Source organism: Alkalibacterium indicireducens (genome assembly GCF_039522005.1).
Lineage (GTDB): Bacteria > Bacillota > Bacilli > Lactobacillales > Carnobacteriaceae_A > Alkalibacterium > Alkalibacterium indicireducens.
In genome coordinates, this window is the sequence record NZ_BAAADA010000078.1 from 1 (window position 1) to 14,876 (window position 14,876).

The 14,876-nt window shown below is 43.2% G+C and carries 14 protein-coding genes and 1 riboswitch; of the genes, 2 read left to right on the plus strand and 12 right to left on the minus strand.

From position 1 onward, the window contains the following. Positions 1 to 236 precede the first annotated feature (236 nt). A complete protein-coding gene (locus tag ABFX15_RS04935; protein ID WP_091264989.1) occupies positions 237 to 560 on the plus strand; it encodes a hypothetical protein in 324 nt (107 codons plus the stop codon). A gap of 47 nt (positions 561 to 607) precedes the next feature. On the opposite strand, the gene ABFX15_RS04940 is transcribed toward ABFX15_RS04935, so the two are convergent. The 7 genes from ABFX15_RS04940 to ABFX15_RS04970 form a co-directional block, all read right to left on the minus strand. Further along, complete coding sequence (locus ABFX15_RS04940) at positions 608 to 1,297, minus strand: ABC transporter permease (protein WP_346024375.1); 690 nt, start codon at positions 1,295 to 1,297, stop codon at positions 608 to 610. 1 nt (position 1,298) lies between these two features. Then, positions 1,299 to 2,255: an osmoprotectant ABC transporter substrate-binding protein gene (locus ABFX15_RS04945; RefSeq protein WP_346024376.1), complete on the minus strand. Its 957-nt coding sequence runs from the start codon at positions 2,253 to 2,255 to the stop codon at positions 1,299 to 1,301. Positions 2,256 to 2,271: 16 nt separating this feature from the next. Further along, positions 2,272 to 2,871: an ABC transporter permease gene (locus ABFX15_RS04950; RefSeq protein ID WP_428830603.1), complete on the minus strand. Its 600-nt coding sequence runs from the start codon at positions 2,869 to 2,871 to the stop codon at positions 2,272 to 2,274. Positions 2,872 to 2,916: 45 nt separating this feature from the next. Then, a complete protein-coding gene (locus ABFX15_RS04955) occupies positions 2,917 to 4,083 on the minus strand; it encodes a betaine/proline/choline family ABC transporter ATP-binding protein (protein ID WP_346024378.1) in 1,167 nt (388 codons plus the stop codon). Positions 4,084 to 4,560: 477 nt separating this feature from the next. After that, a complete protein-coding gene (gene cls / locus ABFX15_RS04960; protein ID WP_346024379.1) occupies positions 4,561 to 6,015 on the minus strand; it encodes a cardiolipin synthase in 1,455 nt (484 codons plus the stop codon). Positions 6,016 to 6,105: 90 nt separating this feature from the next. Beyond that, entirely contained in the window at positions 6,106 to 6,672 is a 567-nt protein-coding gene (gene thiT, locus ABFX15_RS04965) for an energy-coupled thiamine transporter ThiT (protein WP_346024380.1), read from the minus strand. 90 nt (positions 6,673 to 6,762) lie between these two features. Continuing rightward, positions 6,763 to 6,868: riboswitch (TPP riboswitch) on the minus strand. A 26-nt stretch (positions 6,869 to 6,894) separates the two neighbouring features. Beyond that, positions 6,895 to 8,577 (minus strand): ribonuclease J, encoded by a 1,683-nt coding sequence (locus ABFX15_RS04970; RefSeq protein ID WP_346024381.1) that lies wholly within the window; start codon positions 8,575 to 8,577, stop codon positions 6,895 to 6,897. Positions 8,578 to 8,747: 170 nt separating this feature from the next. Between ABFX15_RS04970 and ABFX15_RS04975 the strand changes: the two genes are divergently transcribed. Then, positions 8,748 to 9,728 carry a biotin--[acetyl-CoA-carboxylase] ligase gene (locus ABFX15_RS04975; RefSeq protein ID WP_346024382.1) on the plus strand — a complete coding sequence of 327 codons (981 nt, stop codon included), beginning with the start codon at positions 8,748 to 8,750 and terminating at the stop codon, positions 9,726 to 9,728. Positions 9,729 to 9,837: 109 nt separating this feature from the next. Here ABFX15_RS04975 and pnp read toward each other — a convergent pair whose 3' ends face one another. The 5 genes from pnp to ABFX15_RS05000 all read right to left on the minus strand — a co-directional run bounded on the left by pnp (position 9,838) and on the right by ABFX15_RS05000 (position 14,852). Then, positions 9,838 to 11,952 carry a polyribonucleotide nucleotidyltransferase gene (gene pnp, locus ABFX15_RS04980; protein WP_346024383.1) on the minus strand — a complete coding sequence of 705 codons (2,115 nt, stop codon included), beginning with the start codon at positions 11,950 to 11,952 and terminating at the stop codon, positions 9,838 to 9,840. A gap of 232 nt (positions 11,953 to 12,184) precedes the next feature. After that, a complete protein-coding gene (gene rpsO, locus ABFX15_RS04985) occupies positions 12,185 to 12,454 on the minus strand; it encodes a 30S ribosomal protein S15 (protein WP_091264966.1) in 270 nt (89 codons plus the stop codon). Positions 12,455 to 12,590: 136 nt separating this feature from the next. Beyond that, positions 12,591 to 13,220, minus strand: coding sequence for an orotate phosphoribosyltransferase (gene pyrE, locus ABFX15_RS04990; protein WP_346024384.1), 630 nt, complete (start codon positions 13,218 to 13,220; stop codon positions 12,591 to 12,593). Between the two features lie 5 nt (positions 13,221 to 13,225). Then, positions 13,226 to 13,933 (minus strand): orotidine-5'-phosphate decarboxylase, encoded by a 708-nt coding sequence (gene pyrF, locus ABFX15_RS04995; RefSeq protein ID WP_346024385.1) that lies wholly within the window; start codon positions 13,931 to 13,933, stop codon positions 13,226 to 13,228. Then, entirely contained in the window at positions 13,926 to 14,852 is a 927-nt protein-coding gene (locus ABFX15_RS05000) for a dihydroorotate dehydrogenase (protein WP_346024386.1), read from the minus strand. Before ABFX15_RS05000 ends, pyrF begins: the two co-directional genes overlap by 8 nt. Positions 14,853 to 14,876: the final 24 nt, after the last annotated feature.

The window sequence follows — 14,876 nt, forward strand, 5'->3', positions numbered from 1 at the left end:
CTTCTTTCTTTTTGTCTACTTTAATTTCTTGCCCTACTATTTTACTTTCCGACAACTATTTTACACATAGACTAAAATCTCCTCCCAGTTCGGGTTTATCTTCAGTTCCTCTTTATCTGACTTGATCATGCTCCAGAATTTTAGACAAACAATTATTAAAAAAACTACATGAGACTGTTGACGAATGTATGTTCGCACGATATACTAAAGGTAACATATGTTCGGGGAGGACGATCATGAGTAAATTAGCCATCGAAACACAGCATATTGTAGATGTTTTCAGGAAAGGATACGGCGCCCTGTTTTCTACCAGTTTATCTAAAGTACAGCCACAGATGCCCAAGAGTCAGTTGGGCTTATTCCTTAAACAGTCTGTGAAAAAGCAGCAGCGTATTATCATTCAGGTCAATCCTACTACTCATTCAGATCAGATCAACGAGTATATCGGGATTCCAGTATTTTCACCTCACTCAACTCAAATCATTATAAAAACTGCATCATCACGCACGACCTACTTAATCAATGCCAAAGATATCAGGCATATCAGATTAGCAAAATAAAAAACAGCTATGAGAGATAGTCCATCCATCTCCATAGCTGTTTTACTTTATCTGCTTACCCGACTTGCAGGATTCAGTTTTCTTTCAAGCCACGCCAGGACCAGATCGGCCACAACAGCCATCAGCGCAGTTGGAATCGCACCGGCCAGGATGATAGCTCCTCCTTGAGAAGCATTGACACCTCTTTGTATGATATCTCCAAGTCCTCCCGCACCAATAAATGTTCCTATAGCCGTTACCCCGATCGCCACAACCAGAGCATTCCTTAGACCGGCCATGATCACTGATAAAGCCATAGGCAGTTCAACTTTGTAAGTCTGCTGCCAGCGGGTCATGCCCATTCCCTTCGCCGCATCCATCAGCGCATTATCTACACTCTTCACACCCGCATATGTGTTTTTAACGATTGGAAGCAGCGAATATAGAAATACTGTAATAATTACTGTATTGACTCCTATCCCAAATCCTAGCATAAGAATCGACAGCATCGCCAGTGACGGTATTGTCTGTATGACGTTAGCTGCGCCGACGACCCAGTCAGCCAGCTTACTGTGTCTGGCTATATAAAATCCCAGAGGAATGGCAACAAGAGCTGCAAACAGCACACCGTAAATCGAGATGAGAAAGTGTCTGACAAACTGATCCCATAAATAGGGTCCGTTCTGCTGTACATAGTAAATCAGCTGCTGAACGATATTCATTTGTGATAATTCATCTAATCCTTCTATATTTAACATCTTATTCCCCTCCTGCTGGTTCGAGATAAGGTTCACTGTCTTCAAAATAATTATTGGCTTCAAGAAATTCTACAGCTACAGTTGCCGGCTCGATCAGATATTCATCGGCAATAAAGTTCATTTCCTGCATCTGCTCAGTTTCAATCATTCCCTCAAGTTTCAGAAGAATACCTTCAATTAAAGGGTATTCTTCAAGCGTATCATATAAAGCTGATGGACTTGCGTCATATGGAGGGAAGAAGTTGAGGTCGTCTTCAAGAAAGACCAGATCGTAACTGGCGATACGTCCGTCCGTTGAATATCCCAGGACGATATCCATATTACCTGATTGAACCGCATCGTACACCAAACCTATTTCCATAGGATAGACGGTGTCAAAGTCAAATTCATAAGTCTCAAGAAACGCCCGGTACCCGTCTCCTTCTCTTTCCATCCAGGAATTATCGACTCCAGCAGTCAGATCTCCAGCAATGGGCTCCAGATCACTTATTGTTTCGAGTCCATGCTCTTCTGCCAGTTCACTGGTTACGAGAAAGGCATAGGTGTTTTCAAATCCATATGATGGAAAATATCTCATATTATACTGTTCTCTAAATCCTTCTGTCACAGCCTCTCTGGCTTCATCAGGGTCCGTGATCGGATCCATCCCTAATTCGCCTGTCAGCGCAGTCCCTGTGTAGCTTGCAGCAGCTACATCCGCATCACCCTGGGCTAAAGCCTGTGTAACCATAGTGGACGATCCGAGGTTCTGAATAACATCAGCATTGATGTCTGAGTAATGATTGACCATCCCCTGAACAATGTAGCCTAAAATGACCATCTCAGTAGAAGACTGAGTAGCAATGGTAATATTCCCTTCTTCGGTCAGACCTGCTCCAAGGCCAGGAAGAGAACAAGCTGTCATCATTACTGCTGCAGAACTTAAAGCAGCAAGTTTCATATTTTTCTTAAACGTCATTATTATCAGCCTTTCTCTAGTCTATGACTTGGTTTCTAGGTGTAACCTTCTTCTCTACACGACCTAATACAAAATCTACGAGTAAAGCCAGTATGGTCACAGGAATCGTTCCTCCTATGATCAGCTCAGGAATATACAGGTTCAACCCATTAAAAATGAAATCTCCAAGTCCGCCTGCTCCGATATATGAAGCAAGAGCTGCCCAGGCAATAACGTATGTCCCTGAAAGTCTGATCCCCGCCATTATAACTGGGGCTGCCTGAGGGAGCTCCACCTTTCTGACCAGCTGTGATTCGGTCATTCCCATACCTCTAGCTGCGTCAACAAGGTCCGGATTCACACCCTTCATGCCTGTATACGTATTTCTGAGGATCGGAAGCAGAGAGTAAATGAACAGTGCCATGATAGCCGGAAACTGACCGATCCCAAGAAAAGGAATCATCAGTGCCAGCAGTGCCAGTGACGGGACAGTCTGAAGTATGGATGCCAGACCGATGAAAAACGTCGCCAGCTTATCCGTCCGTGTCAGCAGGATGCCGACTGGGACAGCTACGATCACCCCTAAACCTAATGCTACTATTGATATATATAAGTGCTCCCAGATCAGTCTCATCATCTGAGCACCATAGTTGTTAAAAAAATCGATCACTTAGGTCTCCTCCTATTCTGATTCTGAAAACTGGGTCGTCTCTAGAGGAATGCTTTCCACTTCTTCGTCATCTCCCCAGATTGTATCGTAGACGATATCTACCAGTGATGCCCGTGTAACAAGACCTTCCAGTTTCCCTTCTTCGCTGACAACAGGGATGTTCTTGTATCCACGCTTGAGCATCTTGTCTGCCACACTGCTCAGTAAGGTTCCGGATTTTACGTAATAGACATGAGACATAATGTCCTGCACTGTAGAGGCTGTCTTTCTATTTTTGTTGATTGCTTCGAAATCGACCAGCCCCTGAAGGACATTATCCATATCAGTCACAAATAACGTATCTACTCTTCTGTCTCTCATGACACGAATAGCTTCTCCCAGCGTAATATCCGATGTAACTGAAATGGGTGTCTTCACCATGACCTGATCGACCGTCTGCATGGTTGAACGCTGCTGCAGTCTGTCCTCACCCAGGAAGCTCTCGACAAATTCATTTGCAGGTTCGGCTAAAATATTGTCGGGTGTGTCATACTGAATGATTTTTCCTTCTGACATGATCGCAATCTTGTCTGCTAGCTTAAGTGCTTCGTCCATATCATGAGTAACGAATACGACTGTACGGCCCATCTCTTCCTGAAGGTGCTTGACCAGTTCTTGTAAAGCATCTCGAGTGATCGGATCCAGTGCACCGAACGGTTCATCCATTAGGATAATATCCTGATTAGCGGCAAGTGCTCGGATGACACCAATTCTCTGCTGTTGTCCGCCAGAAAGTTCCTGTGGGTAACGGTCAAGAAATTCAGGACCCATATCGACTCGCTTCAGTAGACGTTCTGCGGTCTCCTGCATTTTTTCTTTTTCCCATTTTAATAATTTTGGAACCATTACAATATTTTCGTATACTGTCATGTGAGGCATAAGGCCTGTCTGCTGGATAACATATCCGATTTTTCTCCTCAGCTGAACGGCATCTTCTTTTTTTATGTCTTTTCCGTCAATAAGAATCTCTCCGGATGTCGAATCAATCATCCGATTGATCATCCTCATGGTCGTCGTTTTCCCACTCCCAGACGTTCCGATCAGAACGACAAATTCTCCTCCGTTGATGGTAAACGATACATCGTCAACGGCCTTCGTTCCATCTCCGTATACTTTTGATACATTTTTGAACTCGATCATAATCGTATCTCCTCTACGTTTATTCTGCTATGGTCTGAGTTTTAACACATAAAAAAACTGTATGAATCCACAAAAGGAATAGACCTTCTTCTCTTCACACAGACACAGACACATAACTGGATTATGTACCAGCGGTTACCTCATTCATTTTTAATGATCCTGCCTAACCTTACTGGCTAATTAGTTTCTTCAAGCAAATACATGCAATTTACCCTACATATTTTTGCAATAAAAAGGTCCTTATTCATTATTACAGAAAGCTTAAACAATTGCAAATCATACGTTTTTAAGCCAGCTTCGTTGTGATGACCCATTGTAACCGCTTGTATAATTTTGCATATAAAAAAAGCATTTTATGATTTAATCATTATAATAGGATGAGACAGCATTAATTAAGGAATAAAAAAAACACGCCTGTTCAATATGCTGGACGTACCCTAAGGATTTCCACATGCAGTGAACAGACGTGAATGATAGTTATAGTATGGGTGAAAAAAGCCGGGAAAACTGCTGTTTGAAAATTTCCCATCTGGAATAATTTTTGATCATGTCTTCTGTCAGTAAATACGATTTCTTTTCATCCTCTTCAAAAAGTCTGACCTGTTTTTTGGCGAGGTAACGATCATAAATAAATGCATTGACTTCAAAATTCAGACGGAAACTTCTTATATCAAAATTTGCAGTCCCTACTGATAAAATCTCACCGTCTATCACAATAACTTTGGAATGAAGAAATCCATTGTCGTAAATATGAACTTCTGCCCCACTCTTTACCAGTTCTTCTGCGTAGCTTAGAGTGGCACGATAAATAAATGGATGATCCGGCTTGTTAGGTATCATCACTTTCACTTTGATGCCTGACAGGATGGCTATTTTGATTGTTTCCATCAATGCTTCATCAGGAATGAAATAAGGTGTCTGGATCAAAACGGATTCTTTAGCCATACTGATCATTTTGATGAACCCTTTCTTGATGGCATGCATCTCATTGTCCGGACCACTGGAAACGATCTGCATATCTGTAGACCCTTTTAGACTTGAAAACGGGAAATAAACTTCCCCATAGTTTACTTGCTTGTCTTTAGATGATGCGTTCCAGTCCATTAAAAATCGAGTCTGCAGAGTAAGCACACCATTTCCCTCTATTCTTAGATGGGTATCTCTCCAGTAGCCCATTTTTTCGTACATACCCAGATAATCATCGCCAACGTTAAATCCTCCAGTGTAGCCGACTTTTCCGTCAACCACTACGATTTTCCGGTGATTTCTATAGTTTAGACGCAGGTTGATCAGGAAAAATTTCGAGCCGAAAAACGGTTCAGCATGGCCGCCGTATGTTCTCAGTTTGTTGAAGAAATCTTTGCCCAGTACTCGGGCACCAACCGGGTCGTACAATACTTTGACCTCAACTCCCTGTTTCGCTTTTTCTTCTAGAGCCCTCAAGAGTCTCAGACCTATATTATCCCCTCTAAAGATATAATACGTCACATGAATATGATGCTCTGCTTTCTCAATATCTCTTATGAGCTGGTCGAATTTTTCCTCTCCATCACTTATAATTCTTACTTTATTGCCTTTTGTTAAAACAGCCTGATTACTTTCCAGAAATAAACGGACCATTTCAAATGTCTTATCCTGATAATTTGATTCAGGAACATCAAGGTTCTCTGATTCGATCAGACTCTTCTGTGACTCGACCAGCTGAGGCATCCCGATGCGGTCCTGACTTCGAAGATCAAAAATAGATTCCTTTGATATTTTTCTTCCTAAAAACAGATAGATCACAAATCCGAAACCTGGCAGCATCGTAATGACCAGCAGCCAGGCCCAGATCGCTGCGATGTCCCGTTCCTTTTCTTTAAACACAGTAAATATGGCTAAAGCCGAGTTCAGAAAAATAAACCCCCAGAAAATCGTGCTTAAAATCGTCATACAGGTCTCCTTCATACACTAAGGTAATGTTATTTATCTTAGTGTACATTAGCCTGTAACCTCCTGTCCACTATCTTAAGCCGGCAACAGTTATTTCCCTTTAGGAACAAAAATCAGTGGAGACCGGTCATACAGCATCAGCAATACGATCATGGTCACTAAGGCGGTCGAGATCATACTCAGACCGTTCATGACTAGAGAAAATGTAAAGGCACTGAGTCCCCATAAAGCATAGTCTCCCCAGAATATCCAGCCGGCTATAAAGTGCCAGAAATACCGAGCGGCAGCTCCAACTAGAACAGCAGCGACGATAGTCATGTTTACCCGTTTTCCTTTCTGGTTTCTGATCCCCTCAAGAATGTCTTTGGAGTAGAATCCGGCCAGCCCAATGCTCGCATAGGTGATTGTGTATTCAATAATGACTTGATACACATTCAGCATGTATACCGATCCTGTAACAAAATGAAGGATCCCCCATAAAAAACCGGCAAATATCCCTGGCCCCAAACCTCTTCTGATAGCGTAGAAAGTCAACGGAATCATGCCTAAGGAAACACTGAATGACGACCCTATTCCTGAGGGAATCCAGGAGAGCACCATCCCAAGTGCGGCAAATAAAGTCCCTTCAAGATAGATCCTCAACTGTCTGTTCTGCATAAAAAAATCTCCTCCTCTAGTTAGTTTACTGAACTAGGGAAGGAGATTATGACATTTATGAGAGCGCGCTTGTGCCTACTCTGATCTGTCGATCTCAGTTAAGTACTCTTCCTGCGCACGTATGAACGTACAGGTTCTAAGGGTCTGAACTCACAGTTCACTCTCAGCCAATATATTGACTCCCCTAGTACAGTATCTGATATTTAATTATATACAAAATAATTATCTCGTAAAGCGTCTGTTCTGATTGACTTCCATAATTACTGGAAGAATGATCGGTCTTCTCTTCGTTTTCTTGAACAGGTGGTTATTCAGGCCTTCACGAATATCCTGTTTGATTGAACCCCAGTCAAAATCGTTATGCTTGAGATTTTTTTTGACTATACTCTTCACTATTTCCGTCGATTCATTAATCAGATCCTGACTCTCTTTTACAAATACAAATCCGCGCGTAACGATATGAGGATCAGACACGATACGCTGCTTTTTACGGTCGATTGTAACTACTGCAACGAAAATACCATCTTCTGACAACAGACGTCTGTCACGCAAGACAATGTTCCCGATATCACCGATACCTATCCCGTCGATCAGTGTATTATCTGCAGATACCTGTCCGCTTTGTGTCATTTTATTTTTAGCATAGCTAACGACGTCACCATTACTCAAAATAAAGATATTCTGATAAGGGATTCCTGTCTCATTTGCCAGGTCTGCATGGGCAGCAAGCATTCTGTATTCACCCTGAATCGGTATGAAGTAAGTCGGTCTCAGCAGGTTGATCATCAGCTGCAGATCATTAGGCGTCGCATGCCCGGACGCTTTCAGTCTGCTGGATAACTTGACTACTGTCCCACCGGCTCTATAAATCAGGTTTTCTGTCTCAGCTACCATGACTTCCATTGCTGTAGATGGGCTGGTAGCAATAAACACAAGATCCCCTTCTTTGATGTTCACCTGATCATGATTAGATGTAGCCATACGGTTGAGTGTTTTGATTGGCTCACCCGCTGATCCCGTTTCGAGAACCAGAATTTCGTCGTCATCATATTTATCGATTTTACTGATAGGTTCAATCAGATGTTCATCAGGCAGTGTCAGCTTGTCAAGATCCATGGCTGTTTCTAGAATAGCTTCCAGGTTCTTTCCAGTGATGAACACTTTTCTACCTGAACTGTGCGCCGCATTTAAAACCTGCTGAATTCTTAAAATATTGCTTGCTACTGCAGCCACGATAATCCTGCTGCTGGTATCCTGAAAGATATCAAGCACTTCTTCCTGGACTTTTTTCTCAGACACATTTTCAGTCTGACTTTCTGCGTCCCCAGAATCACTCAGCAGGGCCAGAACGCCTTCTTTACCTAAGTCTGCGATCTGAGAAAGATCTGTTCTGTACATGTCCTGAGAACTCTGATCGAACTTGAAGTTCCCGGTGTAGACAATGTTTCCTTCTTCTGTATGAACGGCGATTCCCATTGAATCTGGAATCGTATGGGTCGTACGGAAGAATTTGACTGTTGTTCCATTAAAGTCGATTTCAGTGTGTTCATCGATCACATGATAGTCATCGAAGGATGTCGACAGATTAGACTGACCCACAAACAGCTTAGCTAAAGCTATAGTCAGCTCTGAACCGAATACAGGAACATTAAATGTATCAAGGAAATAAGGCAGTGCGCCAATTGCATCTTCATGGCCATGAGTCAGAAAGACTCCGGTAATTTTGTCTTTGTTTTCTTCAAGATAACTGAAATCAGGAATGACCGCATCGATTCCGAACAGTTCATCTTCAGGATACATCAGTCCACAGTCCAAGACGAAAATATCGTCTCCAGATTCCAGTACATACAGATTTTTACCATTTTCTCTTACTCCTCCAAGAGGAATAATCTTTATATTACTCACAATCTTCCACCTCTAATACGCTTGTTACAGCATTTGATTTTATAGTTTATTTCACCTATGTACGTTCGCCCGTTATGTGCTTAACAGTTTCAGTATAGCATAGATATAGGCAAATGCCTACTTATCAGGTATACTGACCTTAATTAACTAATTTTAAAAAGGAGTCTCTCATGTCACTAATTTCTTCTTTTATTGCTTTACTTAAAGCAGACTATCCGTCTTTCGTTTCTTTTGATCTCGTCAGTAAGACCCTTCACATAGAGACAGAAGAGATAAATCAGCTTATAAATGATGCTGAAATGCAGGGCTACTCGATTCAGACTGAACAGGACACTTGCAGACTGACACTCCCTCTAGTCAGTAAAGAGTCTGTAGCGGAAAACCTGCAATCTTATTCTATCGGGCGATCGTTCCAGTTCTTCGACAGAATCGATTCGACAAATACCTATGCTTTAAAAAACCTTCAAGAACTGGCTCATGGGTCGGTCATCCTGACTGATTATCAGTACAAAGGAAAAGGCAGGCTGGGCCGTTCCTGGCATACTGATCTAGGAAAATCCGTTGCCTTGACTATCGTACTCAAACCAAAATTCGACAATCAGCAGGCTGTCCTTCTGACTCAGCTGACTGCTGCTGCTCTGGTCAAAGCACTTGAACCGGACTGGTCTGCTTCTATCAAGTGGCCAAATGACGTTCTCATCGACGGCCGTAAAGTGGCTGGCATTCTGGTCGAATCCCACTTCAGCGGATCAGAACTGACCGGCATCGTGATTGGGACGGGAATAAACACGAATCTGTCCATAGAAGAACTCCCTGAAGAGTTGAAAGCTAAAGCCACTTCTCTGGCAATTGAAAAAAATAGAGTCATCGATCCTAATCCGATCATCACCAGCTTTCTATCCTGGTTCGACACCTTTTATACAGCATGGAGCGAGTCGATGGATGCGTCTACATTCATTTCAGTATGCAGAGAAAAGTCTGGACTTATAGGTCGGGAAATCACCGTTCATCATGGACAGATCTCAAAATCTGCCCGTGTCATGGACATCAGCGATGAAGGAGAACTAGTCATCCGTTATCCGAATACTAACGAAACAGACCATCTCAATTCTTTGAATTTCTCAGTCAGAGGGCAATCCGGTTACCTCTGATGCAATTATGTAAAAACCCACATGGCTGTCCTTTACGATAAGCAGTTGCCTCGTAAGGATAGCCATGCGGGTTATTTTTTTACTTTTAAATAATGGAAGCTGAGTCCAATCAGGCTTCGTCGTTGTTCCCATTCAGTACAGCTTTTCGGGACAAGTTGACACGGCCTCTGTCATCGATTTCCGTCACTTTGACATCAAGCACATCGCCGACAGAAAATTCTTTGGCAACATCCTTAATGTACTTATCAGACAGTTCCGATACATGAACCAGACCATCTGTACCTTTGATAATCTCCACAAATGCACCGAATTTCTCGATTCGCTTGATCGTTCCAGTATAAACCTTGCCGATTTCCACTTCTTCTGTCAGCTCTTCGATAAGTTCGATCGCTCGCTTGATACCTTCTGCATCCTGACCGTATATAGAAACATTACCCTCTTCATCAATATCGATTTTAACATTCGTTTCATCAATAATGCTGTTGATCGTTTCGCCGCCTTTACCGATAACCACTTTTATCTGATCAGGCTTGATCTTGATTGATTCGATCTTAGGCGCGTACTTGCTCAGTTCTTTGCGAGGTTCTGGAATTTCTTCTTCGATGTTATCAATGATCTCAAGACGGGCTTTCTTAGCCTGTACAAGTGCTTCTTCAAGAATCTCTTTCGTAATTCCTTCGATCTTGATATCCATCTGCAAAGCGGTGATCCCTTTTCTTGTACCGGCAACTTTAAAGTCCATATCGCCAAGGTGATCTTCAAGACCCTGAATATCTGTCAGTACTGTATAGTTTTCTCCGTCCATAACTAGGCCCATGGCAATACCGCCGACTGGTGCTTTAATAGGCACACCGGCATCCATCAGCGCGAGTGTTCCGGCAGAAATACTTGCCTGAGAAGAGGATCCGTTTGATTCAAGTACTTCCGCTACTAAACGAATGGTGTACGGGAAGTCTTCCTCATTAGGGATGATATAAGACAGTGCACGTTCACCCAAAGCCCCGTGACCGATCTCACGTCGACCTGGTCCTCTGACAGGACCCGTCTCTCCAACAGAATATGGAGGGAAATTATAGTGGTGAATGAATCGCTTGCTGTCTTCACTGCTCAATCCGTCAATGATCTGATGTTCGTTCAATGGTCCAAGCGTAGCAACTGACAACGCCTGAGTCTGACCACGAGTAAACAGGCCTGACCCATGAACGCGAGGCAGAATGCCTGCTTCGGATTCAAGTGGACGAATCTCGTCTACTTTACGGCCGTCAGGTCTGGTATTCTCTTCTGTAATCAGACGACGGACTTCGTCTTTTTCCATGCCGTCGACGATTGTCTTGACATCTTTTACAATAGAATCAAGATCTGGCGAATCACGGTACTCTTCTTCGTAGACTTCGATGATCTGGTCTTTCAAAGCACCAGTCTTCTCAGCACGTTCCTGTTTATCGAAAGTCTGGATCGCTTCTTTCATCTGATCGTTATACTTGCTGATGATTTCCTGTTTGAGTTCTTCATCAGGAAGGATTAGAGTGACATCCATTTTTTCCTGTCCGACTGCAGCAACGATTTCTTCCTGGAAAGCAACGAGCTCTTTGATTGCTTCGTGTCCGAACAGAAGGGCTTCAAGCATATCTTCTTCAGCAACTTGATCCGCTCCACTTTCTACCATGTTGATAGCATCTTTGGTACCGGCTACGATCAGTTCGATATCTGATTTTTCAGTTTCCTCTTCAGTCGGGTTGATGATGAATTTGCCGTCTACTCGTCCGACAGTGACTCCAGCGATTGGTCCGTTGAATGGAATATCAGAAATGCATAGAGCAAGGGATGATCCGAACATGGCTGACATTTCCGGAGAATTATCAGGATTTACGGACATAACTGTATTGAAGATTTGAACATCGTTTCTAAATCCGTCAGCAAACATTGGACGAAGGGGACGGTCGATCAGACGCGCGGTTAATGTTGCATTCTCTGAAGGACGGCCCTCACGTTTGATGAAGCCTCCTGGAATCTTACCTACTGAGTACATTTTTTCTTCATATACAACCATAAGCGGGAAGAATGGCATACTACTTGGCTTCTTGCTGCCGACAGCAGTGGATAGAACAACAGTATCTTCGTAACGGACAAGAACTGCCCCGTTAGCCTGCTTTGCCATTTGTCCGATTTCTGCGGTCAGTTCTCTGCCGCCGATAGTTGTCTTGAACACTTGTTTGTTTGACATGATATTCTCCTTTGTTCAGGCAGCCTAACCTACTAGACAAAGGTCAGCAGATCAGATTCATTTTCATCTGCTCACATTTGCATAGTAGACAATTAAGCCCCTGAGTGTTTGTTATAGTAAATAAAGCGAGATTCCTAAGAATCCCGCTTCAACTAGTAAGATTAATTTGTCTGTAGTCCCGCTCATTCTTTATGCATAAGCATGAAGATCAGCGTGATGTGACAGGACAAAATTAACGACGTAAACCAAGTCTCTTGATCAATTCACGGTAACGGGTAATGTCTTTGTTACGTAGATAAGCAAGAAGGTTACGACGGTGACCAATTTTTTTCATTAGTCCGCGCATTGAATGAAAATCTTTCTTGTGTGTCTTTGCGTGTTCATTCAACTCGTTGATTTCAGCAGTCAATACTGCGATCTGTACTTCCGGAGAACCAGTATCTCCTTCGTGGCGAGCGTAATCAGTAATGATCTGTTGTTTCTGTTCTTTTGAAACTGCCATGTTTTCCACCTCTTTCCTGTTTATGACTCCATTTACTGAGTAAGCGCTGGTGAAACGACAAACCAAGTAAAGGTCAGTGTGTCGACGCTGCCAACACTATACAAATACTACAGGATTTACAGGTGAAAATCAAGCATCAAAGCCAACTTTCCGGACTCTTTTTCCAGTTTTCAAGACGCGACATCTCTTCCTGATCCACAAGCCCGTTACTTAATGCAGCCTCGATCAGAGAAGAATAATCTGTTATAGTGCGGTAGTCTATATTCAAGTCATGAAAGGCGCTGGTCCCCAAGTCGAGCTCATAGGTAAATATAGCAGCCACTCCCAGTACATCAGCACCTTCACTTTTTGCTGCATTGACGGCATCGATGACACTCTGTCCAGTAGAGATCAAGTCTTCGATCACTACGATCTTAGCATGAGGCTGGAAGGTCCCTTCGATCTGCTTTCCGGTCCCATGCTTTTTCGCTTCACTACGGATATAGACCATCGGCAGTTTGAGTCTGTCTGCAATCCATGCAGCATGGGGAATTCCTGCTGTAGAAGTACCAGCAATCACTTCCACTTCAGGGTAATAAGTCTGAATGATACTGACGAATGCACTGATTATCTTCTCTCTTACTTCAGGATAGCTCATAGTCAGACGATTATCGCAGTAAATAGGACTTTTGAGTCCGCTTGACCATGTAAATGGCTCTTTAGGTGATACTGTGACAGCTTTTATTCTTAACAGTTCTTCAGGTATGGTGTGATGTTCTGTTTTCATTCTCTCTATCCTTTCCATTCTCTTTGAATCGTGCTGTAGATTTCTGCTGGATCAGCAGCTTGAGTGATCGGACGTCCGACTACAATATGAGTGGATCCCTTCTCCCTCGCTTCTGAAGGTGTAGCAATTCTTACCTGATCATCTTTAGACGAGTAATCAAGACGTATACCTGGCGTCACTCTAAGAAAACGGTCATCCGTTGCCCCTCTGATCAGTTCAGCTTCCTGAGCAGAACAGACCACGCCATCGGCTCCTGATTTAAAAGCCAGCTTCGCATAATGTCGTACACTCTCTTTCATTGTAAAGCTTGTCCCTTGTTCTACCTGCATAGACTGTTCCGAAGTCGATGTCAGCTGAGTGACTGCCAGTAAGAGCGGGCGTTTATGGCCGGCGGCTGTTCCTTTTTCAAGTCCTTCAATCGCTGCCCCGATCATCTGGCTTCCACCTGCTGCATGAACATTTATCATGTCCACTCCAAGACGCGCAATGCCGGACATCGCTTTTTTCACTGTTGTTGGAATATCATGAAGTTTGATATCAAGAAAGACACTATGCCCTCTGTTCTTGACCAGATAGACGATCTCTGGTCCCTGCTGATAAAACAGTTCCATACCTATTTTAACATTTAATGTATCAGAATCGAATCGATTTAAAAACGCTTCAGTATCTTCTACATTAGAATAATCCAGTGCAATGATTGGTTCATTATCCAAGCCGGCGTCCCTCCTTCACTTCCCTGATCAAGTCTTCGATCGATTCGATACCCAGATCAGCCATTCGGTCAGGAAGTGCATCAATGATTTCATTCATGACCACCGGGTTATGATAAGTTGCTGTCCCTACAGCGACAGCCGAAGCTCCCGCCAGAAACATCTGAATGACATCATCTGCGCTTCGGATTCCACCCATTCCGATAATTGGAACTGACACCTCATGTGATACCTGATAGACCATTCTGACAGCGACTGGAAAGATGCTCTCCCCTGACAGCCCACCCATTACATTCCCCAGGACCGGCTTTCTAGTTTTAGTGTCAAAATTCATCCCTAAAACTGTATTGATGAGGCTCAGACCATCCGCTCCTCCATCTTCAGCTGCCTTGGCGATAGTCACAATATCCGTCACATTAGGCGTCAGTTTGACGTACACTGGAAGTGAAGTCACCTGCTTGACTTTTTCGGTTATGCGTCTGACAGCGGATGGATCGACTCCAAAAGTCAGTCCTCCTTCTTTTACATTAGGACAGGATAAATTCAGCTCCAGAGCGCTCAACGCACCGGATTCGCTTAAAATATCTGCTACTTCAACAAACTCCTCTTCCGTTTCTCCTGCTACACTTCCGATGACCGGGGTCGAGAATCCACGTAATCGTGGCAGTTTTTCGCTGACAACCTTTTCTACACCAGGATTTTTTAATCCCACTGCATTGAGTGCGCTATGCTTCAAAGGATGAAATTTCGGATCTTCATTGCCTGTTCTTGCCTGACGGGTGGTAGATTTCAACACAATTGCTCCAAGACGATCGTAGTCATACAAATCATGGTACATATCACCAAATCCGAACGTCCCACTTGCAGGCATAACTGGATTTTTTAAATTTAATCCGGGTAGTGAAACAGATAGTCGTGTCATATTGCTCCTCCATTTAATAGTATT

Bases quoted from the DNA above. Each gene is read 5' to 3' on its own strand.
- ABFX15_RS04935 (WP_091264989.1), top strand. From the start codon at position 237: ATGAGTAAATTAGCCATCGAAACACAGCATATTGTAGATGTTTTCAGG.
- ABFX15_RS04940 (WP_346024375.1), bottom strand. From the start codon at position 1,297: ATGTTAAATATAGAAGGATTAGATGAATTATCACAAATGAATATCGTT.
- ABFX15_RS04945 (WP_346024376.1), bottom strand. From the start codon at position 2,255: ATGACGTTTAAGAAAAATATGAAACTTGCTGCTTTAAGTTCTGCAGCA.
- ABFX15_RS04950 (WP_428830603.1), bottom strand. From the start codon at position 2,871: ATGATGAGACTGATCTGGGAGCACTTATATATATCAATAGTAGCATTA.
- ABFX15_RS04955 (WP_346024378.1), bottom strand. From the start codon at position 4,083: ATGATCGAGTTCAAAAATGTATCAAAAGTATACGGAGATGGAACGAAG.
- cls (WP_346024379.1), bottom strand. From the start codon at position 6,015: ATGACGATTTTAAGCACGATTTTCTGGGGGTTTATTTTTCTGAACTCG.
- thiT (WP_346024380.1), bottom strand. From the start codon at position 6,672: ATGCAGAACAGACAGTTGAGGATCTATCTTGAAGGGACTTTATTTGCC.
- ABFX15_RS04975 (WP_346024382.1), top strand. From the start codon at position 8,748: ATGTCACTAATTTCTTCTTTTATTGCTTTACTTAAAGCAGACTATCCG.
- pnp (WP_346024383.1), bottom strand. From the start codon at position 11,952: ATGTCAAACAAACAAGTGTTCAAGACAACTATCGGCGGCAGAGAACTG.
- rpsO (WP_091264966.1), bottom strand. From the start codon at position 12,454: ATGGCAGTTTCAAAAGAACAGAAACAACAGATCATTACTGATTACGCT.
- pyrE (WP_346024384.1), bottom strand. From the start codon at position 13,220: ATGAAAACAGAACATCACACCATACCTGAAGAACTGTTAAGAATAAAA.
- ABFX15_RS05000 (WP_346024386.1), bottom strand. From the start codon at position 14,852: ATGACACGACTATCTGTTTCACTACCCGGATTAAATTTAAAAAATCCA.